This is a genomic window from Methylobacterium sp. ME121 (assembly GCF_000974725.1).
GTDB classification, from domain to species: domain Bacteria; phylum Pseudomonadota; class Alphaproteobacteria; order Rhizobiales; family Beijerinckiaceae; genus Methylobacterium; species Methylobacterium radiotolerans.
In genome coordinates this window covers 1-26,311 of the sequence record NZ_BBUX01000004.1, presented here as the reverse complement: position 1 = coordinate 26,311, position 26,311 = coordinate 1, and the positions used below count along the sequence as shown (strand labels likewise).

Here is a 26,311-nt window from a genome sequence, read left to right as displayed (position 1 = left end):
TCGACGGATGAGCACGAGCGACCTCACCCTCGCCGGCGAGACGCTGCCGGCGGAGACGCCAGAGACGGTGCTGAGCGACGCGGATCTCGCCGCCCTGCGCCGTGCCGTGCAGGTGCTGGAGCGACCGAGCCTCGCGGCGCGGCTCTCCGCGGCGGCCGGCGCGCCCCTCGACATCATCGGCCGATCGCTGCCGGCCCCGGTCACCGAGGCGGTCAGCCGCAGCACCGAGGTGGCCATGCGGGGGGCGCTGCGGGTCGCCCTGGCGACGCTGCCGCGCAAGGAGCTCGTCCCGGCCGAGGGCGAGGGGTTCGGCGCCGTCGCCGCGAAGGCCGAGGGCCGTCTCGCGCGGCTGCTCGGCTCGGGCGACGCCAAGCACAAGGCGATGGCGGCGCTCTCGGGCGCGGTCGGCGGCGCGTTCGGCCTCGCCACGCTGGCGGTCGAGCTTCCGGTCTCGACCACGCTGATGCTGCGCTCGATCGCCGAGATCGCCCGGGAGGAGGGGGAGAATCTGGAGACGCCCGAGGGCGCGCTCGCCTGCGTGCAGGTCTTCGCCCTCGGCGGCCGGGCCATGGCCGAGACCGAGGCGGGCTCGGCGCTCACCGAGAGCGGCTACTTCGCGGTCCGCGCCGCCCTGGCCAAGACGCTGTCGGAGGCCGCCCGCTACGCCGGGAGCAAGACGCTCCTCGACCAGTCGGCGCCGGCGCTGATCCGCTTCACCGCCCAGATCGCGGCGCGCTTCGGTCTGGTGGTCTCCCAGAAGGTCGCCGCGCAGGCGGTGCCGATCCTCGGCGCCTTCGGCGGGGCGGCGGTCAACACCGCCTTCATGAATCACTTCCAGTCGACCGCGCGGGCGCATTTCACCGTGCGGCGGCTGGAGCGCGCCTACGGCGCCGCCGCCGTGCGGGCCGCCTACGAGGTCGAGAAGGCGGCCCTCGGGATCGCTTGATCCGCCCGCGGTTAAGCCGCAAGGATCCGGGCCATCCGCACGGGGCGGAGGCACGGAGGCGGTCCTGATCGGCAACGGCGAGATGGTGGCCCGGCTGGCGATGGCGGCCCTGTTCGGCAGCGTGATCGGCCTGGAGCGGGAGCGGCTGCTCTGGGCGGCCGGCCTGCGGACCCACATGCTGGTCTGCGTCGGTTCCTGCCTGATCATGCTGGTCTCGGCCTTCGGCTTCGCCGACGTGCTGGGCGCCGAGCACGTCGTGCTCGACCCGTCCCGCATCGCCGCGCAGGTGGTCTCCGGCATCGGCTTCCTCGGCGCGGGGACGATCCTGCTGCGGGGCGAGGTCGTGAAGGGCCTCACCACGGCGGCGAGCCTGTGGGGCGTGGCGGCGATCGGGCTGGCGATCGGCAGCGGCCTCTACGTTCCGGCGCTGGCCGCGACCGCGCTCATCGTCGGCATCCTGGCCGGCGTGAAGCCCTTCGAGGAGCGCTGGCGCGACCGGATGCGCGCCCAGACGCTGCGGCTGACCGCCCGTCGGGGCACCATGTCGATCGACACCCTGCAGGCGGCGACGGGCGAGCGCGCCTCGCGCGTCCGGACCTTCACGGTCCGTCCGGGCCCCGACCCCGACCACGACGAGGTCACCATCACCTTCGTGCGCCTGTCGCGGACGAGCTTCGAGACGATCGCGGCGAAGCTGCGGGCGATGCCGGACGTCACCTCCGTCGACGTGGCGGAGAGCTGACCGCGTCCGACGCGGTGCTCAGCGCGCCCCGGCGCCCTCGCCGTCGAGGAACAGGCGGTACGCCGGGTTCTCGGTCTCGTCGGTGGCCGGGTAGCCGAGCGCCTCGATGACGGCGTCGAACCGGGCGCGCTCGGCCGGCGGCACCGCGATCCCGGCGAGCACACGGCCGTAATCGGCGCCGTGGTTGCGGTAGTGGAACAGCGTGATGTCGAAGTCCGGGCCCAGCGCTTCCAGGAACTTCATCAGCGCGCCCGGCCGCTCCGGGAACTGGAAGCGGAACAGGCGCTCGTGCGCCACGCCGACGGCCCGGCCGCCGACCATGTAGCGGACGTGGACCTTCGCCATCTCGTTGTCGCTCATGTCGAGGACGCGGTAGCCGGCCTCCCGCAGCGAGCCGATCAGCCCCTGCTTCTCGCGCTTGCCGCCGCCGACGTTGATGCCCACGAAGATCTGCGCCTCGGAGCCCGGGGCGTGGCGGTAGTTGAACTCGGTGACGGCGCGCGGACCGAGCGCCTGGATGAAGGCGCGATAGGCGCCCGGACGTTCCGGGATCGTCACGCCGATCAGGACCTCGCGCTGCTCGCCGATCTCGGCGCGCTCGGCGATGTGGCGTAGGCGGTCGAAGTTCAGGTTCGCCCCCGACGAGATGGCGATCAGCGTGCCGTCGCCGCCCTCGCGCTCGGCGTAGAGCTTGGCACCGGCGAGGCTCAGCGCCCCGGACGGCTCGGAGACCGCGCGGGTGTCGTCGAAGATGTCCTTCACCGCGGCGCACATGGCGTCGGTGTCCACGGTGATGACCTCGTCGAGGTGCTCGCGGCAGAGCCGGAAGGTCTCCTCGCCGGCCTGCCGCACGGCGACGCCGTCGGCGAACAGGCCGACGCTGGGCAGGCTGACCCGGGTGTCGGCCGCGAGCGCCGCGGCCATGCAGGCGGCGTCCTCGGGCTCGACGCCGATCACCTTGGTGCCGGGCCGCAGGTACTTCACGAAGGTGGCGATCCCGGCGGCGAGCCCGCCGCCGCCCACCGGCACGAAGATCGCCTCGATCGGGCCGGTATGCTGCTCCAGGATCTCCTTGCCGATGGTGCCCTGGCCGGCGATCACGTCCGGATCGTCGAAGGGATGCAGGAAGGTCAGGCCCTGCTCGGCCTCGAGGATCTTGGCCTGCGCCAGCGCCTCGTCGAAGGCGTCGCCGTGCAGCACGACCTCGGCCCCGCGGGCCCGGCAGGCATCGACCTTGATGGAGGGGGTGGTGCGCGGCATCACGATCACGGCCCGCGCGCCGAGCTTGGCGGCGGCGAGCGCGACGCCCTGCGCGTGGTTGCCCGCGGAGGCGCAGACGACGCCGCGGGCGATCTGGTCGGGCTGCAGGCCCGACATCTTGTTGTAGGCACCGCGCAGCTTGAACGAGAAGACCGGCTGGAGATCCTCGCGCTTGAGCAGGACCGGCCGGCCGAGCCGCTGCGTCAGGCGCGGCATCGGATCGAGGGGGCTCTCGATCGCCACGTCGTAGACGCGGGCGGTGAGGATCTTGCGGATGTAGTCCGTCACGGTGTGGAGTCTCGGCCGATGCGCGGGGCGATGCCGGCCAGATAGACCCTCCGGCCCGCGGATGCGAGCGCGGCCCGCGCGCGGCAGGTCAGCCGAGGCGTTCCACCAGCGCCGCCACCCAGACGAGCAGCGCCGCCATCTGCGCCATGAAGGTGCCGGCGGAGGCGAGGTCCTTCACGGTGCCGATCATCGGGTGATGCCCCGGATGGACGTGGTCGCAGAGCTTCTCGACGGCGGTGTTCAGGAACTCCGCGGCCAGCATCAGCAGGAGGCTGACCATCAGGGCGACGCGCACCCAGAGCGTCGCGCCGAGGAACAGGGCGACCGGGATGCCCAGGGCCAGGAGCACGAGTTCCTGGCGCACGGCCCGCTCGGTGCGCGCGCCGTGGCGCAGGCCGCGCCAGGAGTTGAGGAAGGCGAGGACCAGGGCGTTCATCGGATGGCGGCCTCCGGCACGGACCGGCTGATCCACTTGGCGAGCAGCGGGCCGGTGAGCAGCACCACGAACAGGCGCAGGGTCTGGACGGCGAGCACGAAGGAGACGTCCGCCTTCGAGCCGACCGCGATGATCGCCACCGAGTCGAGCCCGCCCGGGCTCGTGGCGAGGATCGCGGTCAGCAGGTCGATGGGCAGCAGCAGGGTCAGCCCCCAGCCCCAGGCCGCGCAGAGGGCGATGACCGAGGAGGTCGCCGCCAGGATGCCCGGCAGGGCGGTGACGGTCAGGCGCAGGGTCTCCCGGGTGAAGCGCAGGCCCACGTAGATGCCGATGCAGGCGTAGGCGAGTTCGAGGAGCGGCACCGGCAGCGCCATGCGCACGAGCCCGGTGGCGTGGAGCAGGCTGCCGAGCACCATCGGCCCGACCTGCGCGCCCGCCGGAACCCGCAGGGCGAGCGCCGCGCCCGCGCCCACGACGGCGACCGCGAGCGTCGCGAGCAGCGAGAGCGGGCCAGTGACCTCGCCGACGCCGGCCGACGCGCCCGCGACCGGCGTCTCCATCAGGAAGCGGGCCGCCAGCGAGGCCGAAAACACCACGGCGGCGACGCGCACGTACTGCATGAAGGCGACGAGGCGCGGATCGGCGCCGAAATCCTCGGCCATCGCCACCATGGCGGAGGCGCCGCCGGGGGAAGATCCCCAGGCCGCCGTGGTGCCGGGAAGCACGCGCAGGCGGGTCAGGATCCAGCCGACGAGGCCGCTGACCGCGACGGTGACCAGCACGACGGCGACGATGAGCGGCCCGTCCTCCAGCAGGGTCTGGGCGATCTGCCCGGTGACGGCGTGCGCGACGAGGCAACCGATCGCCGCCTGGGAGGCCTGGAAGGCGGCCCGCGGGACGCGCAGGCGCGACCCGCCGACACCGAAGGCGATGGCCGCGATCATCGGCCCGAGCAGCAGCGCGGCCGGGAACTGCGCCTGCATCAGGCCGTACGACACGGCCGCCGACGCGGCGGCGAGGGCGGCCCAGAGGCCGAGAGTGCGGAGAGGGGGCAAGGCGACCGATCGGGAGAGGCCCGCTTCAGCCGGCAGGCGTCAGGCGCGCGCTATACCGCAATATTGGCCCTGTCACGGCAGAGTTTCGGCACGGCGCCCCCGCGCCGGGCTCAGGGCTCGCGCGTCAGGGCCGCGAAGGCGGCGTCGAGCCGCGCCCGGGCGTCGGCCAGGCCCGTGCGGCGGGCGTCGAGCCAGTCGCGGTCGGTCCGCAGCCGCGTCTGCGCGGCGCCCAGCATCCGCCGGACCTCCGCGGGCTGCGGACCGCCGAGGCCCTTCGCGGCGTCGATCATGCCGCGGGCCGAGAGAGCCGCCCGGAAGCGGGCCTCGTCGAGGGGCAGGTCCGGCGTCAGCCCCGACCCCGCCGCGGCCTCGGCGTAGATGCGCCGCACCTCCGGGAAGGGCAGGTCGGCCGGGCGCAGGTCGTGGCTGCGGCCGTAGCTCACCAGCTCGGACGCGAAGTGGTGGCCGAGCCGGAACGGAACGTCGGCCTCGCGCTGGAGCGTGTCGGCGAGCTCGGTGGTGGTGGAATAGTCCGCCGCGACCTCGTCGGCGGCGCGCGCCCGGTCGACGACCAGCCCGTCGAGGACGCGGGTCCAGCGCCGGCACATCTCGGCGGCCTCGGCCAGGGTCCGCCCGGGCGGCTCGGCCTGGTTGCGCTTGTAGTCCGGCATGCCGGAATCGACGTTGTGCGCCATGATGACGAAGGCCTGCGCGGCCCCCACGACGTCGCTGGCCTTCATGCGCAGGCTGTAGAGCGCGACGGGGTTGCGCTTCTGCGGCATGATGCTGCTGGGCCCGGTCAGCGCGCCCTCCCGCAGCAGGATCCAGGGCCGGGTCTGGTGGTACTGCGCGTAGAGGTCCTGCGCGAAGCTGCCGGCCGTGGTGGCGAGGTTCGCCGCGAGCCCGGTCAGCTCGATCCCCATATCCATCGGCGCGAGCTGGCCGGAATCGTAGCTGTTCTCCACCGGCGCGTCGAAGCCGAGCAGCGCCGCCAGCCGCTCGCGGTTCACCGGGAAGCTCGACGTTCCCAGGGCGGCCGCGCCCAGGGGCGACAGGTTCAGCCGCGCCCAGGTCTCCCGGAGACGGTCCGCGTCGCGGGCGAGGACGGCCGCGTAGCCCAGATAGATGTGGCCGAGCGTCGTCGGCTGGGCCTGGACGCCGTTGGTGTAGGCCGGGACGATCGTGTCGGCCTCGCGCTCGGCCACGGTCAGCAGGGCCGCCCGGGTCTCGTCGAGCGCCTTGGCGAGGTTCAGGAGGCGGTCGCGCTGCTCGAGCTTCAGCACCGTCGGGATGATGTCCTGGCGGCTGCGCCCGGAATGCATCCGGGTCGCGTCGGCGCCCGCGATGGCGGTGATCAGCGGCTCGATCCGCAGGTAGTCGTCCGGCCGCTCCGCACCCGGCTTCGCGGCGTCGGCGGCGACCCGGTCGAGGGCGCGGGCGATGGTCGCGCCCAGCGCCCGCGGCACGATGCCGGTCTCCACCGTCATGACCAGAGAGGCGCGGTTGATCTGGTCGATCCGGGCGAAGCTGTCCTTCGGCTCGGCGCGGGCCCCCGCGGGCACCAGCAGCGCCAGTGCGACCCAGACCATCGTGCGCCGCATCGAGCCGCTCCCTGCCGTCTCGGTCCTGATAGACCCGTCGCGGCCCGCCTTCCTATTCACAACTGTATAATGCGGGCGTTTGCGGCGGCTCAGGCGACGGTCTCGCCGTCGCGGCAGGCGGCCGTGCCCGCCGGCGCGTGCGCGCGGAAGAAGGCGGCCAGGCTCGCGAGCCCGGCGGCCCGCGGGTCGCTCGCGCGCCAGACCAGCGCGATGGTCCGCCCGGGACCGTCGAGGTCGAAGGCGCGGGTGACCGTCAGGCCGCTGGGATCGGGATTCGACGGCACCGCCAGGGCCGGGAGCAGCGTGTAGCCGGCGCCGGCCGCCACCATCGAGCGGAGCGTCTCCAGGCTGGTGGCGTGGCGGCCGACCGAGGAGCCGGCGCCGCAGGCCGCGATCGTCTGGTCGCGCAGGCAGTTGCCCTCGTCGAGCAGCAGCAGATCCGGGCCGGCGATCTCGGTCGCGGAGAGCGCGCCGCCCCGGGCGAGGGCGTGCTCGGCCGGGCAGGCGAGCCAGAACGGCTCGACGAACAGCGGCGAGACCGCGAGCCCGTGGGACGGCAGCGGCAGCGAGACCAGGGCCGCGTCGATGCGGCCGTCGCGCAGGCCCTCGACGATGTCGGCCGTCCGGGATTCCGACAGCGAGAGCATCAGCAAGGGGTACTGCTCGCGCAGGGGCCGCAGCACCAGCGGGAAGAAGTAGGGACCGAGCGTCTGGATCGCCGCCAGCACGAGACGCCCGGTGAGCGGCGAGCCGCGGCCCTCGCTGGCCAGCGCCAGCAGACGCTGCGCCTCCGCCAGGACGACCCGCGCCTGCCGGACGATGGCCTGCCCCGCTTCGGTCAGCAGGATCCGCCGGTTCGACCGCTCGAACAAAGTCAGGCCGAGCGCGGTTTCCAGCTTACGGACCTGCACGCTCAGCGTCGGCTGGCTGACGTTGCAGCGCTCGGCGGCCCGGCCGAAATGCCCCTCGTCGGCGACGGCGACGACGTATTCGAGATCGCGGAGCGAGAGACCGGCCAGGTTCATAGGCTGCGTCTATCAGAACCTTTGTGACGATGCATTTGCCTCGGGGTCATGCCGCGGTCATAACCCTTCACCAGAACGGTTCCAGGCTGACCCCGCTGTTCACCGAGAGCCTTCGCAGAACGGAGAGACGGTACGCATGAGCGATCAACGCCCGATCCTGACCACCCGCCAGGGCCACCCGGTCCGCGACAACCAGAGCACCCGCACGGTCGGTGAGCGGGGCCCGGCCACGCTCGAGAACTACCAGTTCATCGAGAAGATCACGCATTTCGACCGCGAGCGGATCCCCGAGCGCGTCGTCCACGCCCGCGGCGCCGGCGCCCACGGCTGGTTCGAGGCCTACGGCAAGATCGGCGACGAGCCGGCCTCCAAGTACACCCGCGCCCGCGTGCTGAACGAGACCGGCGTCAAGACGCCGATGTTCGTGCGCTTCTCCACCGTGGCCGGCGCCAAGGAGAGCCCGGAGACGGAGCGCGACCCGCGCGGCTTCGCGGTCAAGTTCAAGACCGTCGACGGCAACTGGGACCTCGTGGGCAACAACCTCAAGGTCTTCTTCATCCGCGACGCGATCAAGTTCCCCGACATGATCCACGCGTTCAAGCCGGATCCGGTCACGAACCGCCAGGAGGCGTGGCGCTTCTTCGACTTCGTGGCCCAGCACCCCGAGTCGATCCACATGGTGACGCACCTGAAGTCGCCCTGGGGCATCCCGGCCAATTACCGCGAGATGGAGGGCTCGGGCGTCAACACCTACAAGCTGGTCAACGACCAGGGCGAGGCGGTGCTCTGCAAGTTCCACTGGATCCCCAAGCAGGGCGTCCGGAACCTGACCTCGCAGCAGGCCTCCGAGATCCAGGCCAAGGATGTCGGCCACGCGACCCGCGACCTGTACGACAACATCAAGGCCGGCAATTTCCCCGAGTGGGAGTTCGCCGTGCAGATCATGCCGGACGGCCCGAACGACCACCTGTCGTTCGACCCGCTGGACGACACGAAGCTGTGGCCGGTCGACCAGTTCCCGCTGCTGCCCTGCGGCCGGATGGTCCTCGACCGGGTGCCGGACAACTTCTTCGCCGAGGTCGAGCAGTCGGCCTTCGGGACCGGCGTGCTGGTCGACGGCATCGACTTCTCGGACGACAAGATGCTCCAGGGCCGGACGCTGTCCTACTCGGACACGCAGCGCTACCGCGTCGGCGCCAACTACCTGCAGCTGCCGATCAACGCGCCGCAGCCCGGCGTGAAGGTCTACTCGAACCAGCGCGACGGTCAGATGGCCTACACGGTCGACGGCACCGGCCCGAACAAGCACATCAACTACGAGCCGTCGACGCTGGCCGAGGGCCTGCGCGAGGCGCCGAAGCCCGCGAAGGACTACCACCAGCCGGTCCAGGGCAATCTCGGCCGCTACCAGACCTCGCGCACCGAGGACGACTACACCCAGGCCGGCGTGCGCTACCGCTCCTTCGCGGATTGGGAGCGCGACGACCTGATCGCCAACCTCGTGGCCGACATGAAGCAGTGCCCGGAGCCGATCCAGCTGCGGATGGTCTGGCACTTCTGGCACGCCGACGAGGATTACGGCCGCCGCGTCGCCGAGGGCGCCGGGATCGATCTGGAGAAGGCCAAGGCCCTGCCGCCGCTGCCGGGCCGCGCCGCCCCGGGCAAGCGCCTGCAGTCCGAGACCTACACGGACGGCTCGCAGGCCCACCGGGTCGCCGCCGAGTAAGCCTCGGGCGCGCGCTCACCGATGCAGCCCCGCGCGGTCACCCGGCCGCGCGGGGTTCTCGTTTGGGGAACGGACGGGGCGAAGATGGCGAGTGTCGTGCACCGCGGGCCCGGCCCGAACGCCGTCATCGGCGGCATGCGGGTCACCTACCTGGCGCGCAGCGACGAGACGGCCGACGGCCTCGGCATCTACCGGGTCGCGATGGATCCCCGGACACCGGGTGCCGGGCTGCACCGCCACGCCCGGCTGACCGAGACGTTCTCGGTCGAGGCGGGCCGGCTCGCGCTCCGCGTCGACGGTGCGGACCACGAGCTCGGCCCGGGCGACTTCGCGCTGATCCCGCCCGGCATCGCGCACGCCTTCGCCAACCCCGGCGACCGGCCGGTGCGCTTCACGCTGAGCTTCGCGCCGGCTCTCGGTCGCGAGGGCTTTTTCGAGGGTCTGGCACGGCTGGCCACGGAGGGACGCCTCGCCGATCCGGCCGCGATGACCGACCTGATGGCGCGCTACGATCAGGAACCGCTGGCCGGCTTCGCCGGCTGGAGCACCGTCAGCGGCTGAGCAGCGGCTGAGCGGCCGCATCCCGCGGCTCGGGCTCGGCCGCGCTGACCTTCCGGTCGCGCCCGGCGGCGAGGCCGATCAGGATCGCCGCCACGGTGATGCCGACGAACAGGGCCCCGGGGACGGCCCAGCCGCCGGTCGCCTCGTGGGCCAGACCGAAGACCAGCGGCCCCAGCGCGGCGCAGGTGTAGCCGATGCCCTGCGCCATGGCCGAGAGGCCGGCGGCGCTGGCCGCGTCCGCCGCGCGCAGCACGATCAAGGTCAGGCCGAGCCCGAAGCAGCCGCCGATCCCGAAGCCCAGCGCGCAGGCGGCGGGGATCCGGAGGGAGTCCGCCCCGAAGGCGAGGACGACGAAGGCCGCGGCGGTCAGGCCGGGAATCACGACGATCCAGGCGCGCTGGTCGCGGGCTCGGGCCGCCAGCATGGCGACCAGCAGCGCGCCCGGCGCCTGCACCAGCGTCGCCAGCGAGGCGTACAACCCGGCGTTGAGCGGCGTCAGGCCGCGGCCCTGCAGCAGCAGCGGCAGCCAGCCGAACAGGATGTAGGCGAGCGAGGATTGCAGGCCCATGAAGCCCGTCACCCACCATGCCAGCGGGTTGCGGAGCAGCCGCCCGGCCGAGGGCGCGGCCGTCGAGGCGGTCCGGCGGGCGAACGGGATCCACACGAAGGCCGCGACCAGCGCGGGCAGCGACCAGACCGCCAGGGCGGAGGGCCAGCCGCCGCCGAGGGCGTGCTCCACCGGCACCGACGCGCCGGCGCCCGCGGCCGCGCCGAGGCACAGGGTCATCGTGTAGAGGCCGGTCATCAGGCCGCCGTTGCCGGCGAAATCGCGCTTCACCAGCGCCGGCAGCAGGACGTTGTCGAGCCCGATCCCGATCGCCGCCAGCGCCGTCCCGGCGAAGAGCGGCACGAGGCCGCCGAGACCGCGGAGCGTCAGGCCGGCGACGAGGATCGTCGAGCCGGCGAGCACCGCGAGGTCGGGCCCGATCCGGCGGATCAGCGGGGCGGCGAGCGCGCAGGCGATGCCGAGGCACAGGACCGGCAGCGTCGTTAGGATGGCGGCGCCGCCGGCACCGAGGCCCGTGCCGTCCCGGATCGTCGCCAGCAGGGGGCCGACCGTGCTGAGCGCCGGGCGCAGGTTGAACGCGACCAGCATCAGCGCGAGGCCGAGCAGGAACCGGTTCGCGGTCGCCCTGTCCGAACTCACGGCCGCCGCCGCGCGATCACGGCCCCGCCCAGGCAGGCGGCCAGCATCAGCGCGAAGGCGGCGTCGCCGAACTGGCCGTAGAGCGTGCCGCCGACGATGCGGGCGGGCAGGTCGGCGTCGAGCCAGGTCTCGGTGTCGAGCGCGGTGCGGGCGACGACGCGGCCGTGCGGGTCGATCACCGCGGAGATCCCGGTATTGGCGTCGCGCACGAGCGGCAGCCCCTCCTCGACGGCGCGCAGGCGCGCCTGGGCGAGGTGCTGGCGCGGCCCCGGCGTATCGCCGAACCACGCGTCGTTGGTGACGTTCAGGATCAGCCCTGGCGGCCGCGGCGCCGGGGCGGCGTGGCCGGCCGGCAGGATCGCGCCCGGGAAGATCGCCTCGTAGCAGATCGTCGCGGCCACCGGCGGCAGGCCCGGCACCGTCAGGATCCGCTGGCCGGCGAGCGACCCGGCCGAGAACCCGCCGGGGACTGCCACGAACTGGCGCAGGCCCACGGCCCGTAGGGCGGCGTCCAGGGGACCCGGCAGGTACTCCCCGAACGGGACGAGGTGGACCTTGTCGTAGCTGTCGGAGATCCGGCCGTCCGGGCCGATCACCATGACGGCGTTGTAGAAGCGCAGGCGCTCGCCCGGCAGCGGCTCCTCGGCGCGGGCCGCCCCCGTGATCAGCTGCTGCCCGGGCTTCAGGCCCGCCGCCACCTTGGCCAGGGCGTCGGGATCGCGCTGGATCAGGAACGGGAAGGCGGATTCCGGCCAGACGATGTGGGTCGGCTCCGGCGCGCCGGCCTCCGTCGGGCGCTGGCTCAGCTCGATGTAGCGGTCGACGATGTCGGCCCGGTTCTCGGGCCTGAACTTGGCGTCCTGGGGCAGGTTGGGCTGGACGAGCCGCAGCCGGACACCGGCCACCACCGGGTCGGGCGGCCCGAGCCGCTCGGCGCCGTAGAGCGCCATGCCGACGAGCGCGATCGCGGCGGCCGCGCTCGGCCCGAACCGGGCGCGCGGGTTCGCGCCGGTGGCGATCGTCGCGGGCGCCGCGCAGATCAGGGCGGCCAGGATGCCCAGGCCGTAGAGCCCGATCGCGGCCGCCCACTGCATCAGCCAGAGGTTCTGGGCCAGAGCCATCCCGAGGGTGTTCCAGGGAAACCCCGTGAACAGGTGGCCGCGCAGCCAGTCCGCCGCGCCGAGCCCGAAGGCGAGGGCGGCGATCCGCGCCGCGCCGCGGCCCCACAGCAGGCCCGCGGCGCCGAAACCGGCGCCGTAGAACAGGCCGAGGACGAAGGGCAGTCCGATCACGCCGAGCGGCAGAGCCCAGAGAAACTCGTCGGCCTCCACCAGGAAGGCCTGGCCCAGCCACCAGAGCCCGGCCGTGAGGTAGCCGAAGCCCCAGGCCCAGCCGATCAGGAAGCAGGGCCAGAACCGCCGGAGGGTGGTCCGGTCGGCGGCGGCACCGTCCTGCAGCCAGACCGCGACCGTCAGGGAGACCGCGAGGGCCGGCAGGAGACCGTAGGGCGGCATGGCCAGCGCCCCGAGGGCGCCCGCGAGCCACGCCACACCGAGGCGGCGCCAGCCGGTCAGGCGCGCGATCGCCAGCACCGCGCCGGGCACGCGCGCCCGCTCCGGATCGGACATCGGACCCGGAACCGGCCCGCGCATCGGCGCGCCGGCCGCCGCGGGCGACCGGGCGAAACCGTCCGCCAAGCTCGTCACGCCGCGACCGTCACGGGTGCGGCGTCTCGGCGACCGGGGCGTTCGCGGGCGGGGGCAGGGCGAGCGGCACGACGTTGCCGATCCGCGCCGCGCCCTTGTGGAACCGGAGGCGCTTCAGGCGCCGCGGATCGGCGTCGAGCACCTCGAACTCGAGGTCGCCCGGGCCGGCGATCAGCTCGCCGCGCGAGGGAACGCGGCCCGCCAGGGTCACGATCATGCCGCCCAGCGTGTCGATCTCCTCGGCCATCTCGCCGACGGCCGCGACGAGGTCGACGCCCGTCACCTCGGAGACCTCGGCCAGCGGCGTGCGCGCGTCGGCCACGAAGACCTCGCCCTCGCCCTCGACCCGCTGGACGTGCTTGTCCTCGGCGACGTCGTGCTCGTCCTCGATGTCGCCGACCACGACCTCGATCAGATCCTCGATGGAGATCAGCCCGTCTGTGCCGCCGTACTCGTCGATGACCAGCGCCATGTGGGTGCGGGTGGCCTGCATCCGCACCAGCAGGTCGATCGCCGGCATGGAAGGCGGCACGAACAGGACCGGCCGCTGGATACGGGCCGCCGCGAGCGTCGTCGTCAGGTCGACCTTGCCGAGGTCCAGCCCGCGCGGCAGGCGCGCCGCGGGCCGGCGCGGGCGCGGGGCGGCCGGCGTGTCCGCCGCGCCGTCGACCGCGACCTCGACCGGCTTCGCGACGGCGGGCGCGCTGCGCCGGGCCGGCTCGGCCTTGGCGGCGATGTGGTCGACGAGGTCGCGGATGTGGACCATGCCGCGGGGATCGTCGAGGGTCTCGCCGTAGACCGGCAGCCGGGAATGGCCGGCCGTGCGGAACAGCTTGAGCAGGTCGCCGAGGCTCGTGTCGTTCGAGACGGCGACGATGTCGGCCCGGGGGACCATCACGTCGTCGACGCGCACCTTGTGCAGGCCGAGGACGTTCTTGAGCATGACACGCTCGAGCGGGGTGAGGCCGCTCTCGCCGGCATCCGGCTCCGCCAGCGCCTCCTCAAGACCCTCGCGCAGGGAATCGCGCGGCTTGAGGTGGAGCGCCTGGAGCAGGCGGTCGTACCAGGGCTCCCGGTGCTGGGATTCGCCCTCGGCGGAACTGGGCGCGGCCAGGGCCGCGCCGCGACTTCGATCGTTGCTCATGTCTCTCGGGTCTGGGGTCGCTCGGACGTCGCGCGCTCAGGCATAGGGATCCGGGATGCCGAGGGTCGCGAGTGCCGCGACCTCGAGGGCTTCCATGGCATCGGCCTCGGTCTCGCCGATCTCGTGGTCCTGACCGAGACAATGCAGGGTGCCATGGACGAGGAGGTGGGCGAGGTGATTCTGGAGCGGCTTCGACTGCTCCGCACTCTCGCGCACCAGGGTCTCGTACGCAAGGACCACGTCGCCGAGGGGCACGGCGGTGCCGGCATGCCGCGGCTGCGGGGCGGCCGGGAAGGACAGGACGTTGGTCGGCTTGTCCTTGCCGCGCCAGGTCCGGTTGAGCTCCCGGACGGCGGCGTCGTCCGTCAGCAGGACGCTGACCTCGACGGGTCCGTCCGGCTTCTCGGGAGCCACGGCGAGCCCGGCCTCGACGGCGCGGGTGACGAGGGCCTCGAGGTCGGCGACCGCCGTCTCCCAGCGCGCGTCCTCGACGGCGAGGTCGATCTCGTGGGGCATGGTCACGCCAGGGGCCGGCGGCGGGGATTCGGATTGCGGTCGGCCTCCTCGCTGCCGTGGGCGGCGCGCTCGTAGGCGGTGACGATCCGGCGCACGAGGTCGTGGCGGACCACGTCGACGTCCTTGAACCGCACGTGTCCGATCCCCTCGACGCCCTCCAGCACGCTGACCGCTTCCACGAGGCCGGATTTCTGACCCGGCGGCAGGTCGATCTGACTGGGATCGCCGGTGATGATCATGCGCGAGCCCTCGCCCAGGCGGGTGAGGAACATCTTCATCTGCATGGAGGTCGTGTTCTGCGCCTCGTCGAGGAGCACCACCGCGTTGGTGAGGGTCCGGCCGCGCATGAAGGCGAGCGGCGCGATCTCGATCGTGCCGGTCTGCAGGCCGCGGTCGACGTGGCGGGCCTCCATGAAGTCGTAGAGGGCGTCGTAGATCGGGCGCAGGTACGGGTCGACCTTCTCGCGCATGTCGCCCGGCAGGAAGCCCAGGCGCTCGCCGGCCTCGACCGCCGGCCGGGACAGGATCAGCCGCTCGGCGTGGCCCTGTTCCAGGAGCGAGACGGCGTGACCGACGGCCAGCCAGGTCTTGCCGGTCCCGGCCGGGCCCTCGGCGAAGACCAGCTCGTTGGTGCGCAGGAGCTTGATGTACGCGTCCTGCGCCGGGTTGCGCGCGCGCACGGCCCCGCGCTTGCGGGTGGCGATCTGCTCGAAATGCGGCCTGTCGGCCTCGGCGGCGATCGCCTCGGCGGGGAACAGGGTCGCCTGCGCGGTGGCCTCGCGGATGGCGCCGTCCACCTCGCCGAGGGTCAGCGTGCTGCCGCCGGTCCGAACCCGGGCGTAGAGCTTCTGGAAGACCCGCCGCGCCGTCTCGGCGGCGTCGGCCGGCCCCTTGATGACGAGGTGGTTCCCGAGCGCGGTGGCGGTGACTTCCAGCCGGCGCTCGATATGGGCGACGTTCTGGTCGTACTGTCCGAAGACGAGGCTCGCGAGGCGGTTGTCGTCGAAGGTCAGCGGCACCTCGACCACCTCGTCCGATCCGGTCGGCCGCGCCGCCGGGCCGCGACCCCGGAGCGCGCCGCGCGCGCCCGCACCGTCCGATGCGCTCAAGCCGTCATCCTCGCCATCATCCCCACCGCTCCGATCCTCACGCCGCCGCAGCCTCGGAGACGAGTTCCCCGAACAGGCTGTTGGACCCCGCCTCGGTGATCCGCACCGGCACGACCTGCCCGATATGGTGAGGCGCGGCGTCGAACTGGACGGCCAGCAGGTGCGGCGTCTTGCCCGCGACCTGGCCGGGATGGCGCCCGCGCTTCTCCACCAGCACGTCGAAGACCCGGCCCGCGGCCGCCCGCTGATAGGCGTGGCGCTGGCTGTCGAGGAGCGCCTGCAGCTCGGCGAGCCGCGCCGCCATGACGGCCTCCGGCACCTGATCGGTGCGGTCCGCGGCCGGCGTGCCGGGGCGCGTGCTGTACTTGAACGAGAAGGCGCTCTCGAACCCGACGTCGCGCACCAGCCGCAGGGTCTCGGCGAAGTCCGCGTCGGTCTCGCCCGGGAAGCCGACGATGAAGTCGGACGAGAGGGCGATGTCGGGCCGGGCGGCCCGGATCCGCTCGATCAGCCGGCGGTACGCGTCGCCGGTGTGCTTGCGGTTCATCGCGGCGAGGATCCGGTCGGAGCCCGACTGCACCGGCAGGTGCAGGTAGGGCATCAGCGCCGGCACCTCCGCGTGGGCCCGGATCAGGGCGTCGTCGAAATCGTTCGGGTGGCTCGTCGTGTAGCGGATCCGCGCGATGCCGGGGATTTTCGCCACTGCGCGCACCAGATCGGCGAGGCCCGCGGGCGCGCCGTCGGGGCCGTCGCCGTGATAGGCGTTGACGTTCTGGCCGATGAGCGTGATCTCGCGCACGCCCCCGTCGGCGAGCTTCTCGGCCTCGGCGAGCACCGCCGCCACGGAGCGCGAGACCTCCGCGCCCCGCGTGTAGGGGACCACGCAGAAGGCGCAGAACTTGTCGCAGCCCTCCTGCACGGTCAGGAAGGCCGACGCCCCGAGGGTCCGCCGGCGGGGCAGGTGGTCGAACTTGTCCTCGACCGGGAACTCGGTGTCGACGACGCGGCGCTCGCGGGAGCGCGCCAGCAGGTCCGGCAGCCGGTGATAGCTCTGCGGGCCGACGACCACGTCGACGGCGGGCTGGCGCGCCTGGATCTCGGCGCCCTCGGCCTGGGCGACGCAGCCCGCGACCACGATGCGCGTGTCGAGGCCCTGCGCCTTCCGCTCACCCTTGAGCACGCGCAGGCGGCCGAGTTCGGAATAGACCTTCTCGGCGGCCTTCTCGCGGATGTGGCAGGTGTTGAGGACGACGACGTCCGCGTCCTCGACCGTGTCGGTCGCCGTGTAGCCCTCGGCGCCGAGGACGTCGGCCATGCGGGCCGCGTCGTAGGCGTTCATCTGGCAACCGTAGGATTTGACGAAAGCCTTCTTCAACGCGCGCCGTCCCGAACCGATCCGCCCCACTCCGCGCCGGGCCCGCGGGGACGGGGCCGGCGGGAGGCCTGTAGCACGCTTCGCGCGCCCCGTCGCGGCGCCCTCGAGACGCGACCGGCCGCCCGCAGGCGGCCGGCGCATGGCTTGGCGCATAGTCTGGCGCCCGGTCCGGCGCGCGGCTCCCGGGGAGGGGCGCTCCCCGGTCCGCCTCAGTGGGCCGCCGGTGCCGCGGCGGGCAGGTCGATGACCATCTGCTGGAAGAACGGCACGTAGGCCTGCAGCATCACGAACAGGCCGACGAGGCAGGCGAGCGCGATCGAGTGCCAGAACACGAAGCGCAGGATCTTGCCTTCCTGACCGAAATAGCCGGTCGCCGTGGAGGCGACGACGATCGACTGGGCGTCGACCATCTTGCCCATCACGCCGCCCGACGAGTTCGCGGCAGCCATCAGCACGCCCGAGAGGCCGAGCTGCTCGGAGGTGATCCTCTGGAGGCCGCCGAACAGCACGTTCGAGGCCGTGTCCGAACCCGTGAGCGCCACGCCGAGCCAGCCGAGCAGCGTCCCGAAGAACGGGTAGAGGATGCCGGTGCCCGCGAAGGCGAGGCCGAGCGTGGCGTCGACGCCCGCGTAGCGGGTGAGGACGCCGAGCGCGAGCATCGCCGCGATGGTGATCAGCGAGTAGCGCAGGGCCCAGATGGTCTCGAAGTAGGCCGTGACGAGGCGCAGCGGCGAGAACCGCATGATCAGGCCGGAGATGATCGCCGCGATCAGCACGCCCGTGCCGGTGTACGACATGTAGGTGAACAGGAAGACCGCGCCCTCCGGGACGGGCTTGGCCACCACCGGCGGCACCTTCATGATCACGTTGTGCAGGCCCGGCACCTCGTACTTCCAGGTGAAGAGCGGGTTGACGATGCCCTTGAACCAGCCGGTCCCCCAGATCGCGACGATGACCGAGAGGACGATCCACGGCACCCAGGCCATCAGGATCTCGCCCTGCGAGGCGGTGCGGGCGCCGACATGGACGGGGGGCGTGCCGGGCACGCCGGCGCCGAGCGCCACGGGCCGCGGGCCGGCGACGGCGAGCGACGGATCGTGGCCGCGCAGGGCCGGCGACGACCAGATCTCCTTGGGCTGCCAGACCTTCAGGAACAGCACGAGGGCCAGCATCGAGGCGAGCGAGGCGCCGATATCGACGATCCACGGGTTGACGTAGTTCGAGATCAGGAACTGCGCGACCGCGAAGGAGGCGCCGCAGACCAGGATCGGCGGCCACACCCGGATCATGCCGCGGAAGCCCGCGAAGACCCAGATCAGCCAGAACGGCACGATCAGCGAGAACAGCGGCAGCTGCCGGCCGATCATCGCGCCGAGGATCTCCGGCGGGTAGCCGGTGACCGAGGCGAGGCCCTGGATCGGCGCGCCGAGCGCCCCGAAGGCCACCGGGGCGGTGTTGGCGATCAGCGACAGGCCGGAGGCGGCGAGCGGCGAGAAGCCCAGGCCGATCAGGATCGCGCCCGTGACGGCCACCGGCGTGCCGAAGCCGCCCGCGCCCTCGAAGAAGGCGCCGAACGCGAAGGCCACCAGGAGCAGCTGCAACCGCCGGTCGGCGGTGATGCCGGCCACCGATTGCTGCAGGATCGCGAACCAGCCCTTCTCCACCGTCAGCCGGTAGAGGAAGATCACGTTGAGGATGATCCAGCCGATCGGGAAGAAGCCCGTGACCATCCCGAGGATGGCGGCGCGGGTGGCGAGATCGGTCGGCATGCCGAAGCCGACGATGGCCACCAGCATGGCGAGGCCGAGAGCGATGACGGCCGCGATATGGGCCTTCACGCGCCCGCTGGCGATCATGGCGAGCAGTGCGATGACCGGCACTGAAGCGGCGAGCGTCGAGAGCCACGGGCTCCCGAACGGATCATAAACCTGGTTCCAGGTTTGCACCGGGCGTCCTCCACAAAGTCCCGTCTGTTCCGGGTTGCGGCCTAGCTAGCAGAGGCGTTCCGACCGCTCAATGCGTTGCATCATGTATTCTGGCGGTGATTTCTACACATTACTCTTGCGCGGATCCCCGGATTCACCCGGCGCAACAGCGCCTCTCCGGGTGAGAGCGGATCTGACCCGTCCAGCGCGAGCCTACATCCAAGCCCTGAGACCGGATTCCCCGCCGGCTCAGGACCTTAGCCCTTGAGCAGGGCGGGGATCGCGGCTCCCGCGGCGCCGACCGGTCAGACCGTCGCGATCTCCGGCCCCTGGAGGCCGATCCCCGGGGCCGCCGGCCTGGGATCCGGCGCCGGCAGGGTCCCGACGCCGCTGCCGGCGCCCCGCAGGGCCGCGCGCACCTCGGCCTCGGCGGCCGCCGTGGCGGCCTTCCGGTCGGTGGTCGCCTCGAAGGCGATCGGCGCCCCCCAGACCACGTGCACGTCGATGGGTCCGCCCTGCACGAAGGCCGCGAGGTGCGGCACCAGCTCCATGTCGCCGTACCACGCGATCTCCGCGCGCTCGGCGCGCGTCACCGGCAGGCCATTGCGCCGGGGATAGGCGATGGCGAGGGGCTGGAGGCGCACCCGGCCGCGCCCGGCCTCGGCCTGGAGCGCCGCGCGGGCCGCGCCGACGAGGGAGGAGCGGAACGGCAGGAGCCGGGTGCCGTCGCCGGTCGTCCCCTCCGCGAACAGGACGACCAGCTCACCTTCGGCGAGGCGGTGGCCCATGGCGGTGCTGACCGCGGCGGTCGCGCCGCGGCGCTGCCGGTCGATGTAGATCGTCCGCTGCAGCCCCGCGAGAGCGCCGATCAGCGGCCAGCCGGCGATCTCGGACTTCGCCACGAAGGAGAGCGGCCGCAGCGAGCCGACCGCGATGATGTCGAGCCACGAGACGTGGTTGGCGAGCACCAGCGCCGCCTCGCCGGGGGCCGGCGGCGTGCCGCTCTGCGTGACGCGGACGCCGAACAGGCGCAGGAAGACGCGGTGGAACAGGATCGGCGCCAGGGTGGCGCGGCGGCCGAGGAGCCGCAGGGCGATCCAGTGGGGCGGTCCCAGCACAGCGAAGGCGAGGGCGAGGGCCGCGACCCGCCAGGCGATGCCGAGGCGGCTCACGGCGTCACAGGTCGGCGCTCATCGTCAGCGCGGTCGCCCGGCTGCCGTCGGCCTTGAGATAGTAGCCGGTGCGCGAGCCCACCTGCCGGAAGCCGTGCCGGGCGTAGAGCCGCAGGGCGGGGGCGTTGCCCTCGTCGACCTCCAGATGAACCCGGGCGACGCCGTCCAGGGCGAGGCTCGCCAGGTGCTCGCGGAGCAGCTTGCGGCTGTGGCCGCCGCCGCGCAGCGCCGGGGACAGCACGACTGTCAGGATCTCGGCCTCGTCGGCGGCCCGGCGCGAGAGAACGAAACCCTGGAGCACGCCCGCGCGCCAGAGGGCGTGCGCGTGGGTCGAGCGCTCGCAGAGCATGCGCTCGAACTCGTGCGCGTCCCAGGGCCGCGCGAAGGCGGTCGCGTGGAGACGGGCGAGGGCGGGGGCCTGCGCGGCGTCGCGGAGCGGGGCGACGTAGGGCTCCGGCGTCAGCGCGTCCCACCACGCGAACCACCAGTCGAAGGGCCAGAAGGGCAGCGGGCGCGTCATCGCCGTGCGATCCGCGCGTGGTCCTGCGGCCGGGCATCCGGTCCCCGCAGGTAGAGGGGGCGGGCCAGCGCCTGCGCCGGGTCGGCGACGAGACCGAGGGAGGCCACCGACGCGATATCGGGACCGCCGACATGGGCGACGCGCGCCGCGACGCCGCGCGCGGCGAGCGCGGCGGCCAGCATGGGCGCGCCCGAGCCGGTCAGCACCACCGGGCCGGCGCCCAGCTGCTCGGCCGCGGCCTCGACGGCGAGGTGCGCGGGGGCGAGGCCGTCGCCCGGTCCCAGCGCCTGCACGTAGACGGCGCCGTGGCGGGCGTCGATCACCGCGGCGATCGTCCCCTCGACGGTCTCGGCCAGGAGCGGCGCGAGGAGCGCCGAGAGGGTGCCGACGCCGACGACCGGCTTGCCGGTCGAGAGGCCGATGGCGCGGGCCGCCGACAGGCCGACCCGCAGGCCGGTATAGCTGCCCGGCCCGACCGTCACGGCGACCCGGTCGATCGCCTCAAATCCGCCCTCGACCCGGGCGATCACCCGCTCGATCAGCGGCAGCAGCGACTCCGCGTGGCCGCGCGCCATCGGCAGCGACTCGGCGGCGAGGGGCGCCTCGACCTCCTCCGCCATGACGCAGGCGGCGCAGGTGTCCAGCGCTGTGTCGATGGCCAGAATACGCACGCTCACTCCCACAAGCCGGTCCGCACCGGCCGCTGCCTCCCCGCGCCGCGACGGGCGCCAAGAGCCTCCAGTGTTAGAACAAAGCCGCCGCCTCGTCAGCGTCGGGGCGACCGCGCCGCGCCGATCACCGGCGGAGTGTTGCCGGCTTGCGCCGGTGCGCGCCCGCGGCCCCGGACAGGGCCGCCGCGTCGGCCCGAAGCTCCGACGCGGGTAAAGGGACCGGAACGCGGCCGCCGACCGGTCCGACCGGTCGGCGTACCGCCTCAGTGACGCGGAACCTCAGGGACGCGGAACAGGCCGCGTGGCATGGCCGCTCGGCCGCTCACGCCGCCGCGCGGGCGTCGACCCTCAGATCGCCTGGACCTCGCGGATCTCCGGCAGGAAGTGCCGGAACAGGTTCTGCACGCCGTGCCGCAGGGTCGCGGTGGAGGACGGGCAGCCCGAGCAGGCCCCCTTCATCTCCAGGTAGACCACACCCTCCTTGTAGCCGCGGAAGGTGATGTCGCCGCCGTCGCCGGCCACCGCCGGCCGGACCCGGGTCTCGAGCAGGTCCTTGATGGTCACGACGGTGTCGTGGTCCGCCTCGTCGTAGAACTCGTCGCCCGGCTCGATCTCGCCGTGGCCGCCCTCGGCCATCACGGGCGCGCCGGACTGGAAGTGCTCCATGATCGCGCCGAGCACCGCCGGCTTGACCTGCGCCCATTCCGAACCGTCCTCGGCCTTGGTCACCGAGATGAAATCGTGCCCGAAATAGACGCCCGCCACGCCCGGGACGGTGAACAGCGCCGCGGCGAGGGGCGACCGGGCGGCCGCCTCGGCGTCCCGCGCCTCGAAGGTCGATTCCGCCAGCACGACGCGGCCGGGCAGGAACTTCAGGGTGGCCGGGTTCGGCGTGGCTTCGGTCTGGATGAACATGGTGGCAACACTCCGCTGCGCCGGTTCAAGGCCGGCCGGGACAGGCGCCCGAGGCGCCGCTGTCCATGTGGACCGGCGAGCGGATTTTCTCAACCTGTCGTCCCGTCCCGCCGGCCCGCGAGAGTGGACATTCGGACGGCGGCGCGACAGGACGAACGCCATCGAATGCCAGAGGAGCCGGCAGTGGACGTGACCGCGGACCAGACCCTCGCGCAGGACTTGCTGAAGGATCTGCGCGAGGCCCAAACCAAGCTGGACGCGGCGCGGGCGGAAGCGGCCTCGCTCAAGGTGCTGCTGGCGCTGCGCACGCATCAGCACGACCAGGCCTGGCAGGAGGGACAGCGCCTCGCCGCGGCGCTCGCGGATGCGCAGGCCCGCGCGGAGGCGGCGACCGTCGCGCGGGCGGAGGCCCAGGCGAGCGCGGCCTCGTCCGAAGCCGCCGCGATGGCCGACGAGCGCACTGAGGCGGTCCGGACGGTCCTCGGCGCGGTGCTCGCGAGCATCGGGCACCGGGCCCTCGACCGGCGGCGGTTCCAGGACCTGATCGCCCGGGCCGGCCGCGAGGCGCCGGATCAGGGCCCGGGCGCGGCCCGGCACGCGGTGCTGCTGACCGAGGCGCGGCGGGTGCTGGGGATCGCCGAGTAGCCCCCGCTCCGACGGCTCCGACGCGCCGCGACCGGTCGCGGGCGGCAGGGTTAACCGACGCTTAACCGGGCTCTCCCATCGTCGTCCCGGGACGGACAGGAGATCGATCGCATGCTGATCAGCGAGCACCACGTGCGCGAGTGCGCCTACTACATCTGGGAAAACGAGGGCCGGATCCACGGGCAGGCCGCCGCCCACTGGATCCGCGCCGAGGCCGAGCTGCGCGCCAACGCGATGCTCGCTGCCGCCGCGACGGTCGTGGTCGCCGAGGCCGCCCCGAAGGCCGCGCCGGCGAAGACCGCCGCCAAGCCTGCCAGCGCCAAGCCTGCCAGCGCCAAGCCCGCCGCGTCGAAGCCCGCCGCGTCGAAGCCCGCCGCGTCGAAGCCCGCCGCGTCGAAGGCCGCCGCCAAGCCTGCGGCCGCAAAGACCGCGGTCGCCAAGCCCGCGACCGTGAAGCCCGCGACCGTGAAGGCCGCCGCGAAGCCGGCCGCCCCGAAGCCCGCCCGCGCCTCCAAGGCGGCGGTGACTGCCGGCCTCGCCGCCAAGGCGAAGCCCGCCCGGACCCCGGCCTCGATGCACTGACGGCCGGCGCCCCGGCGCCGCCAGGACCTTCTCCGAAGCCCGTCCCTCGCGCAGGGGCGGGCTTCCGTCGTCGAAGGGAGCCGCGTTCGCGGCGAACGGACGGAACAGGCCCGGCGCCGATCGGTTGTCCGCCCTGACGCGGGCAACGGGCTCCGCGACGGGGCTGCGATGCGCGCGGTGATCTTCGACATCGACGGGACCCTGCTCGACAGCGTCGACCTGCATGCCCGCGCCTGGGTGGAGGCCTTCGCGCATTTCGGCGTGACGACCGACTTCGCGGACGTCCGCCGGCAGATCGGCAAGGGCGGCGACGAGCTGATGCCGGTCTTCCTGTCGGAGGAGCGGGTCGCGCGGGATGGCGAGACGATCGAAGCCTACCGCTCGGACCTGTTCAAGCGTCGCTACCTGTCCGAGGTCCGACCCTTCCCCGGTGTCCGGCCGCTGTTCGAGCACATCCGCGCCGCCGGCCTGACAATCGCGCTCGCCTCGTCGGGGAAGCGCTCCGAGGTCGAGCACTACACCGAGATCCTGGAGATCGGCGACCTCGTGGATGTGGCCACCAGCTCGGACGACGCGGACCGGTCGAAGCCGCATCCGGACATCTTCGAAGCCGCGCTGGAGAAGCTCGACGGCGCGCCCCGCGACGCGATCATCGTCATCGGCGATACCCCCTACGATGCCGAGGCGGCCGCGAAGGCGGGGCTGCGCACCGTCGGCCTCCTCTGCGGCGGCTTCCCGGAAGCGGACCTGAGAAGCGCCGGCTGCGTGGCGATCTACCGGGACCCCGAGGATCTGCTCAACCGATTCGCGCAGTCGCCGCTGGCGGACAGCTGAGCGGCAGACCGGCAAGCGGATTCCGCGACCGGCCCGACGTCGTCCACACTTTCCCGCCACGCTGTTGCCGCGCGGTGACGCGGAGCGATGCCGGCTACGTATTCACGCGAAAGGGACTGGTGTCGGTCGATCGAAAGGCGTAGCGACCCGCCCGCCAATCTGGACTCCTTCGAAGGACGAGCGCCTCGCATGCCCCAGACTCACCAGGCCGGCCCGGCACCGCGCTTCGTACCGGCCGCCAAGTCGCTGCCGGAGCAGATCGCCGACGCGGTCGAGAGCCGGTCGACCCCGCTCAGCCAGCTGCTCCGCCTGATGGCCGCCCTCGATGCCGAAGGCGGCAACGAGGCCCTGCGGCTGCGGCTCCGCGCCCGGATCGGCGCGCCGCTCGACGCCTGACGCCCGCGCCGCGGGTCAATGCCGCCGGTGCCGATGGCGCCGGCCACCGCTCCTCGCCGCCGGTGCGGCCGCCTTCGCGACGCGGTCCATGCAGGCGAAGTAGATGCGGCGTCCGATCTCCTCCAGTTCGAGACCCTGCGGGTTGGGCGCCGAGAACACCTTCGCGCGGGCCTCATTGCGGCAGGCCGCGTCCTCCGGGCTCCGGATCGGCGGCTCGGCGCGGGCGGCCCCGCAGGCCAGGGCCGAGACGATCCAGGTCGCTGCGATGATCGATACTCGTGTGCTTGCCAGGGTACTCGGCATACGGACGTTCGGACCTCACTCGCTCAGGACCGAGATAGAGCGTCTCGATCACCCGTGAAGCTTGGTCAGAGTGCCGGCTCCGGCAAAAATCGACGGCGCGCGCCTCAGGGCACGATCCAGAGGCACGGACCCCCGCCGGACACGGTCAGGCATTCGTAGGGCGCGCCGCCGATCAGGGCCCGCTGCTCCACGGTGCCGATCGCGCCGCGCGGGATCCGCCTGCAGCCGGCCTCCGATGGGGCGGGGCCACCGCTGCCCGAGGCCGCGTCGATCCGGCGGGCGGCGATCAGAGTCTCGCAGGCGATCACCGAGTCGGTCCCCTGGGCGCGGGCGTTCCGGGGCGCGAGGCCGAGGGGGAGGGCGAGGAGGACGAGCGCCGCGATGGGCGCCAGCGGGGATCGGGATCGCATCGCGGCCTCGGCTGCCCGCGCCGCACGGGCGCGTCGCGGTTCGGACGCCCTCAACGCGTCGTCGCGCGCGTTGGTTGCCGGCGGCGGAAGCGGACCCCGGACGCGACGACGCCCGCCTTGCGGGCGGGCGTCGTGGGCGTCCGAAGCTCGGGGGAGCCGACGGCCGGCGCTCAGCGCTTGGTCTTCACCTTCGCCTTGCGGGCCGCGTAGCGCGCGTCGCGCTGGGCCTTCTTGGCGGCCAGGTCGGCCGACTTGCGCTCCTGCGCGGCGGCCAGCTCGGCGGCCTCGCGCGCGAGCTGGGCGGCGAGTTCCGCCTCCTCCCGCTGACGCTTCTCCTCGGCGGCCTTGCGCTCGGCGGCGATCCGGGCGGCCTCGCGCTCGCGGGAGCGCTCCTCGCGGGCCTTGGCCACTTCGGCGCGGGCCTTGGCCTTGGCGATCACCTCGGGGTCATCGGCCGCGGGGCGTGCCTTGAACTTGGCCAGCAGGGCGGCCTTGGCGTTCTGCGAGTTCTGGCGACGGTCGTCGAAATTCCTGTAGTCGAATGCGCTCATCTGACCTTTCTCAGTTGGGTACGTCTCGCGTGTCGCGGGGACATCCGGCGGGGCCGGGCACGTACTGAGTCTGCAGGTTCCGACGCCATCCCCGCGCCCCGGAACCGCACCGATCCACCGGCTGTACCGATGGTCCGACCCGAGCGTTCGCCTGCGTCTGAACGCTCGGGTCGGACCATTGTTCGAAGATCGCAAAGCCCTTAATCAGAGCTTCACGCCAGATGCAATCGGCGAGACCTGCGCAGGCGGCCGGCACAGCGACAATCCCGGCCCTCTCTGTAAGAGTCCTGGCCGGCGATGCGCAAAAACCTCAGACCGGCGTCTGGCCGAGGCCCGCTGCCCGGGACTGCATCCGTCCCGAGGACTTCGCTGCACGCGGCAGATAGGTCGCGCACGGGACGACGACAAGATTCGCCGGCGGGTCCCCGCGGGTGCATCCTGGCCGAGCGACGCGCGCCGCAGCCCGGCGAGCGCCGAACCGATGGCTGAGGGATGGACCTATACTTCCATCACAAAGCAGACCTGCAAATTCGACAGAGTATTCCTCGTGGTTCCCCCGACGCCCGGCCCCGGCCCGGCTCCCGCCCGGGGGCGACCATCTGCCCAGGATCTGCCCATCCGCCACAGCCTATTTTCTGTGCACGTGCCGTGAAGCCCTTCGAATCGATCGCCAGCACCCGGGAAACTGCC

General features: G+C 73.0%; 27 protein-coding genes. 8 read left to right on the top strand and 19 right to left on the bottom strand.

What is annotated here, in order from left to right; genetic code table 11:
• Window positions 1–7: 7 nt before the first annotated feature.
• Both ME121_RS04980 and ME121_RS04975 read left to right on the top strand, forming a co-directional pair.
• On the top strand, window positions 8–946 hold the full coding sequence (locus ME121_RS04980) for an EcsC family protein (protein ID WP_012317632.1): 939 nt from the start codon (window positions 8–10) through the stop codon (window positions 944–946).
• 82 nt (window positions 947–1,028) lie between these two features.
• Entirely contained in the window at window positions 1,029–1,688 is a 660-nt protein-coding gene (locus ME121_RS04975; RefSeq protein WP_012317633.1) for an MgtC/SapB family protein, read from the top strand.
• Window positions 1,689–1,706: 18 nt separating this feature from the next.
• Here the strand turns inward: ME121_RS04975 and ilvA are convergent, their stop codons facing one another.
• The 5 genes from ilvA to ME121_RS04950 all read right to left on the bottom strand — a co-directional run bounded on the left by ilvA (window position 1,707) and on the right by ME121_RS04950 (window position 7,353).
• On the bottom strand, window positions 1,707–3,323 hold the full coding sequence (ilvA, locus tag ME121_RS04970) for a threonine ammonia-lyase, biosynthetic (protein ID WP_281436145.1): 1,617 nt from the start codon (window positions 3,321–3,323) through the stop codon (window positions 1,707–1,709).
• Window position 3,324: 1 nt separating this feature from the next.
• On the bottom strand, window positions 3,325–3,672 hold the full coding sequence (locus tag ME121_RS04965) for a diacylglycerol kinase (protein ID WP_012317635.1): 348 nt from the start codon (window positions 3,670–3,672) through the stop codon (window positions 3,325–3,327).
• Window positions 3,669–4,727, bottom strand: a complete 1,059-nt coding sequence (locus ME121_RS04960; protein WP_012317636.1) for an AbrB family transcriptional regulator — start codon at window positions 4,725–4,727, stop codon at window positions 3,669–3,671. The genes ME121_RS04965 and ME121_RS04960 overlap by 4 nt, the downstream gene beginning before the upstream one ends.
• A 110-nt stretch (window positions 4,728–4,837) precedes the next feature.
• Window positions 4,838–6,328, bottom strand: coding sequence for an argininosuccinate lyase (locus tag ME121_RS04955; RefSeq protein ID WP_053620232.1), 1,491 nt, complete (start codon window positions 6,326–6,328; stop codon window positions 4,838–4,840).
• An 89-nt stretch (window positions 6,329–6,417) separates the two neighbouring features.
• Entirely contained in the window at window positions 6,418–7,353 is a 936-nt protein-coding gene (locus tag ME121_RS04950; RefSeq protein WP_012317638.1) for a LysR substrate-binding domain-containing protein, read from the bottom strand.
• Between the two features lie 136 nt (window positions 7,354–7,489).
• On the opposite strand from ME121_RS04950, the gene ME121_RS04945 reads away from it, so the two are divergent.
• Both ME121_RS04945 and ME121_RS04940 read left to right on the top strand, forming a co-directional pair.
• Window positions 7,490–9,079: a catalase gene (locus ME121_RS04945; RefSeq protein WP_024831040.1), complete on the top strand. Its 1,590-nt coding sequence runs from the start codon at window positions 7,490–7,492 to the stop codon at window positions 9,077–9,079.
• 84 nt (window positions 9,080–9,163) lie between these two features.
• Window positions 9,164–9,640, top strand: a complete 477-nt coding sequence (locus ME121_RS04940; protein ID WP_059408434.1) for a cupin domain-containing protein — start codon at window positions 9,164–9,166, stop codon at window positions 9,638–9,640.
• On the opposite strand, the gene ME121_RS04935 is transcribed toward ME121_RS04940, so the two are convergent.
• The 11 genes from ME121_RS04935 to ME121_RS04885 all read right to left on the bottom strand — a co-directional run bounded on the left by ME121_RS04935 (window position 9,630) and on the right by ME121_RS04885 (window position 21,900).
• On the bottom strand, window positions 9,630–10,847 hold the full coding sequence (locus tag ME121_RS04935) for an MFS transporter (protein ID WP_012317641.1): 1,218 nt from the start codon (window positions 10,845–10,847) through the stop codon (window positions 9,630–9,632). The two genes, ME121_RS04940 and ME121_RS04935, sit on opposite strands and share 11 nt — an antisense overlap.
• The gene (gene lnt / locus ME121_RS04930; RefSeq protein ID WP_245337894.1) at window positions 10,844–12,475 is read right to left on the bottom strand and encodes an apolipoprotein N-acyltransferase; all 1,632 of its coding nucleotides are present in this window, start codon (window positions 12,473–12,475) and stop codon (window positions 10,844–10,846) included. Before lnt ends, ME121_RS04935 begins: the two co-directional genes overlap by 4 nt.
• 88 nt (window positions 12,476–12,563) lie before the next feature.
• Window positions 12,564–13,697 carry a hemolysin family protein gene (locus ME121_RS04925; RefSeq protein WP_012317643.1) on the bottom strand — a complete coding sequence of 378 codons (1,134 nt, stop codon included), beginning with the start codon at window positions 13,695–13,697 and terminating at the stop codon, window positions 12,564–12,566.
• A 36-nt stretch (window positions 13,698–13,733) separates the two neighbouring features.
• Window positions 13,734–14,213, bottom strand: a complete 480-nt coding sequence (gene ybeY / locus ME121_RS04920) for an rRNA maturation RNase YbeY (protein WP_012317644.1) — start codon at window positions 14,211–14,213, stop codon at window positions 13,734–13,736.
• 2 nt (window positions 14,214–14,215) lie between these two features.
• The gene (locus ME121_RS04915; protein ID WP_024831035.1) at window positions 14,216–15,322 is read right to left on the bottom strand and encodes a PhoH family protein; all 1,107 of its coding nucleotides are present in this window, start codon (window positions 15,320–15,322) and stop codon (window positions 14,216–14,218) included.
• Window positions 15,323–15,359: 37 nt separating this feature from the next.
• On the bottom strand, window positions 15,360–16,697 hold the full coding sequence (gene miaB, locus ME121_RS04910) for a tRNA (N6-isopentenyl adenosine(37)-C2)-methylthiotransferase MiaB (protein WP_058607330.1): 1,338 nt from the start codon (window positions 16,695–16,697) through the stop codon (window positions 15,360–15,362).
• Window positions 16,698–16,906: 209 nt separating this feature from the next.
• Window positions 16,907–18,643, bottom strand: a complete 1,737-nt coding sequence (locus ME121_RS04905; RefSeq protein ID WP_012317647.1) for an L-lactate permease — start codon at window positions 18,641–18,643, stop codon at window positions 16,907–16,909.
• A gap of 284 nt (window positions 18,644–18,927) precedes the next feature.
• Window positions 18,928–19,794 carry a lysophospholipid acyltransferase family protein gene (locus tag ME121_RS04900; RefSeq protein WP_012317648.1) on the bottom strand — a complete coding sequence of 289 codons (867 nt, stop codon included), beginning with the start codon at window positions 19,792–19,794 and terminating at the stop codon, window positions 18,928–18,930.
• A gap of 4 nt (window positions 19,795–19,798) precedes the next feature.
• Window positions 19,799–20,314 (bottom strand): GNAT family N-acetyltransferase, encoded by a 516-nt coding sequence (locus tag ME121_RS04895; RefSeq protein ID WP_012317649.1) that lies wholly within the window; start codon window positions 20,312–20,314, stop codon window positions 19,799–19,801.
• Window positions 20,311–20,985 (bottom strand): tRNA (adenosine(37)-N6)-threonylcarbamoyltransferase complex dimerization subunit type 1 TsaB, encoded by a 675-nt coding sequence (tsaB, locus tag ME121_RS04890; protein ID WP_012317650.1) that lies wholly within the window; start codon window positions 20,983–20,985, stop codon window positions 20,311–20,313. Before tsaB ends, ME121_RS04895 begins: the two co-directional genes overlap by 4 nt.
• 348 nt (window positions 20,986–21,333) lie before the next feature.
• The gene (locus tag ME121_RS04885) at window positions 21,334–21,900 is read right to left on the bottom strand and encodes a NifU family protein (RefSeq protein ID WP_012317651.1); all 567 of its coding nucleotides are present in this window, start codon (window positions 21,898–21,900) and stop codon (window positions 21,334–21,336) included.
• 183 nt (window positions 21,901–22,083) lie between these two features.
• On the opposite strand from ME121_RS04885, the gene ME121_RS04880 reads away from it, so the two are divergent.
• The 4 genes from ME121_RS04880 to ME121_RS04865 all read left to right on the top strand — a co-directional run bounded on the left by ME121_RS04880 (window position 22,084) and on the right by ME121_RS04865 (window position 24,357).
• Window positions 22,084–22,545: an atp-dependent helicase gene (locus tag ME121_RS04880; protein WP_106427809.1), complete on the top strand. Its 462-nt coding sequence runs from the start codon at window positions 22,084–22,086 to the stop codon at window positions 22,543–22,545.
• A gap of 111 nt (window positions 22,546–22,656) precedes the next feature.
• The gene (locus tag ME121_RS04875; RefSeq protein ID WP_059408433.1) at window positions 22,657–23,127 is read left to right on the top strand and encodes a DUF2934 domain-containing protein; all 471 of its coding nucleotides are present in this window, start codon (window positions 22,657–22,659) and stop codon (window positions 23,125–23,127) included.
• Between the two features lie 168 nt (window positions 23,128–23,295).
• On the top strand, window positions 23,296–23,961 hold the full coding sequence (locus tag ME121_RS04870) for an HAD family hydrolase (protein ID WP_012317654.1): 666 nt from the start codon (window positions 23,296–23,298) through the stop codon (window positions 23,959–23,961).
• A gap of 189 nt (window positions 23,962–24,150) precedes the next feature.
• Window positions 24,151–24,357: a hypothetical protein gene (locus ME121_RS04865; RefSeq protein ID WP_012317655.1), complete on the top strand. Its 207-nt coding sequence runs from the start codon at window positions 24,151–24,153 to the stop codon at window positions 24,355–24,357.
• A 15-nt stretch (window positions 24,358–24,372) separates the two neighbouring features.
• On the opposite strand, the gene ME121_RS04860 is transcribed toward ME121_RS04865, so the two are convergent.
• The 3 genes from ME121_RS04860 to ME121_RS04850 all read right to left on the bottom strand — a co-directional run bounded on the left by ME121_RS04860 (window position 24,373) and on the right by ME121_RS04850 (window position 25,621).
• Window positions 24,373–24,660 carry a hypothetical protein gene (locus ME121_RS04860; RefSeq protein WP_012317656.1) on the bottom strand — a complete coding sequence of 96 codons (288 nt, stop codon included), beginning with the start codon at window positions 24,658–24,660 and terminating at the stop codon, window positions 24,373–24,375.
• Window positions 24,661–24,764: 104 nt separating this feature from the next.
• Window positions 24,765–25,070, bottom strand: coding sequence for a hypothetical protein (locus ME121_RS04855; protein WP_012317657.1), 306 nt, complete (start codon window positions 25,068–25,070; stop codon window positions 24,765–24,767).
• 170 nt (window positions 25,071–25,240) lie between these two features.
• Window positions 25,241–25,621 carry a DUF6481 family protein gene (locus tag ME121_RS04850; protein ID WP_012317658.1) on the bottom strand — a complete coding sequence of 127 codons (381 nt, stop codon included), beginning with the start codon at window positions 25,619–25,621 and terminating at the stop codon, window positions 25,241–25,243.
• Window positions 25,622–26,311 lie beyond the last annotated feature (690 nt).

What these genes read in the sequence shown, in the direction of transcription:
- ME121_RS04980 (WP_012317632.1), top strand. Translation starts at nt 8, where the DNA reads ATGAGCACGAGCGACCTCACCCTCGCCGGCGAGACGCTGCCGGCGGAG.
- ME121_RS04975 (WP_012317633.1), top strand. Translation starts at nt 1,029, where the DNA reads ATGGTGGCCCGGCTGGCGATGGCGGCCCTGTTCGGCAGCGTGATCGGC.
- ME121_RS04965 (WP_012317635.1), bottom strand. Translation starts at nt 3,672, where the DNA reads ATGAACGCCCTGGTCCTCGCCTTCCTCAACTCCTGGCGCGGCCTGCGC.
- ME121_RS04955 (WP_053620232.1), bottom strand. Translation starts at nt 6,328, where the DNA reads ATGCGGCGCACGATGGTCTGGGTCGCACTGGCGCTGCTGGTGCCCGCG.
- ME121_RS04950 (WP_012317638.1), bottom strand. Translation starts at nt 7,353, where the DNA reads ATGAACCTGGCCGGTCTCTCGCTCCGCGATCTCGAATACGTCGTCGCC.
- ME121_RS04945 (WP_024831040.1), top strand. Translation starts at nt 7,490, where the DNA reads ATGAGCGATCAACGCCCGATCCTGACCACCCGCCAGGGCCACCCGGTC.
- ME121_RS04940 (WP_059408434.1), top strand. Translation starts at nt 9,164, where the DNA reads ATGGCGAGTGTCGTGCACCGCGGGCCCGGCCCGAACGCCGTCATCGGC.
- lnt (WP_245337894.1), bottom strand. Translation starts at nt 12,475, where the DNA reads ATGTCCGATCCGGAGCGGGCGCGCGTGCCCGGCGCGGTGCTGGCGATC.
- ME121_RS04925 (WP_012317643.1), bottom strand. Translation starts at nt 13,697, where the DNA reads ATGAGCAACGATCGAAGTCGCGGCGCGGCCCTGGCCGCGCCCAGTTCC.
- ybeY (WP_012317644.1), bottom strand. Translation starts at nt 14,213, where the DNA reads ATGCCCCACGAGATCGACCTCGCCGTCGAGGACGCGCGCTGGGAGACG.
- ME121_RS04895 (WP_012317649.1), bottom strand. Translation starts at nt 20,314, where the DNA reads ATGACGCGCCCGCTGCCCTTCTGGCCCTTCGACTGGTGGTTCGCGTGG.
- ME121_RS04885 (WP_012317651.1), bottom strand. Translation starts at nt 21,900, where the DNA reads ATGTTCATCCAGACCGAAGCCACGCCGAACCCGGCCACCCTGAAGTTC.
- ME121_RS04875 (WP_059408433.1), top strand. Translation starts at nt 22,657, where the DNA reads ATGCTGATCAGCGAGCACCACGTGCGCGAGTGCGCCTACTACATCTGG.
- ME121_RS04870 (WP_012317654.1), top strand. Translation starts at nt 23,296, where the DNA reads ATGCGCGCGGTGATCTTCGACATCGACGGGACCCTGCTCGACAGCGTC.
- ME121_RS04865 (WP_012317655.1), top strand. Translation starts at nt 24,151, where the DNA reads ATGCCCCAGACTCACCAGGCCGGCCCGGCACCGCGCTTCGTACCGGCC.
- ME121_RS04860 (WP_012317656.1), bottom strand. Translation starts at nt 24,660, where the DNA reads ATGCCGAGTACCCTGGCAAGCACACGAGTATCGATCATCGCAGCGACC.
- ME121_RS04855 (WP_012317657.1), bottom strand. Translation starts at nt 25,070, where the DNA reads ATGCGATCCCGATCCCCGCTGGCGCCCATCGCGGCGCTCGTCCTCCTC.
- ME121_RS04850 (WP_012317658.1), bottom strand. Translation starts at nt 25,621, where the DNA reads ATGAGCGCATTCGACTACAGGAATTTCGACGACCGTCGCCAGAACTCG.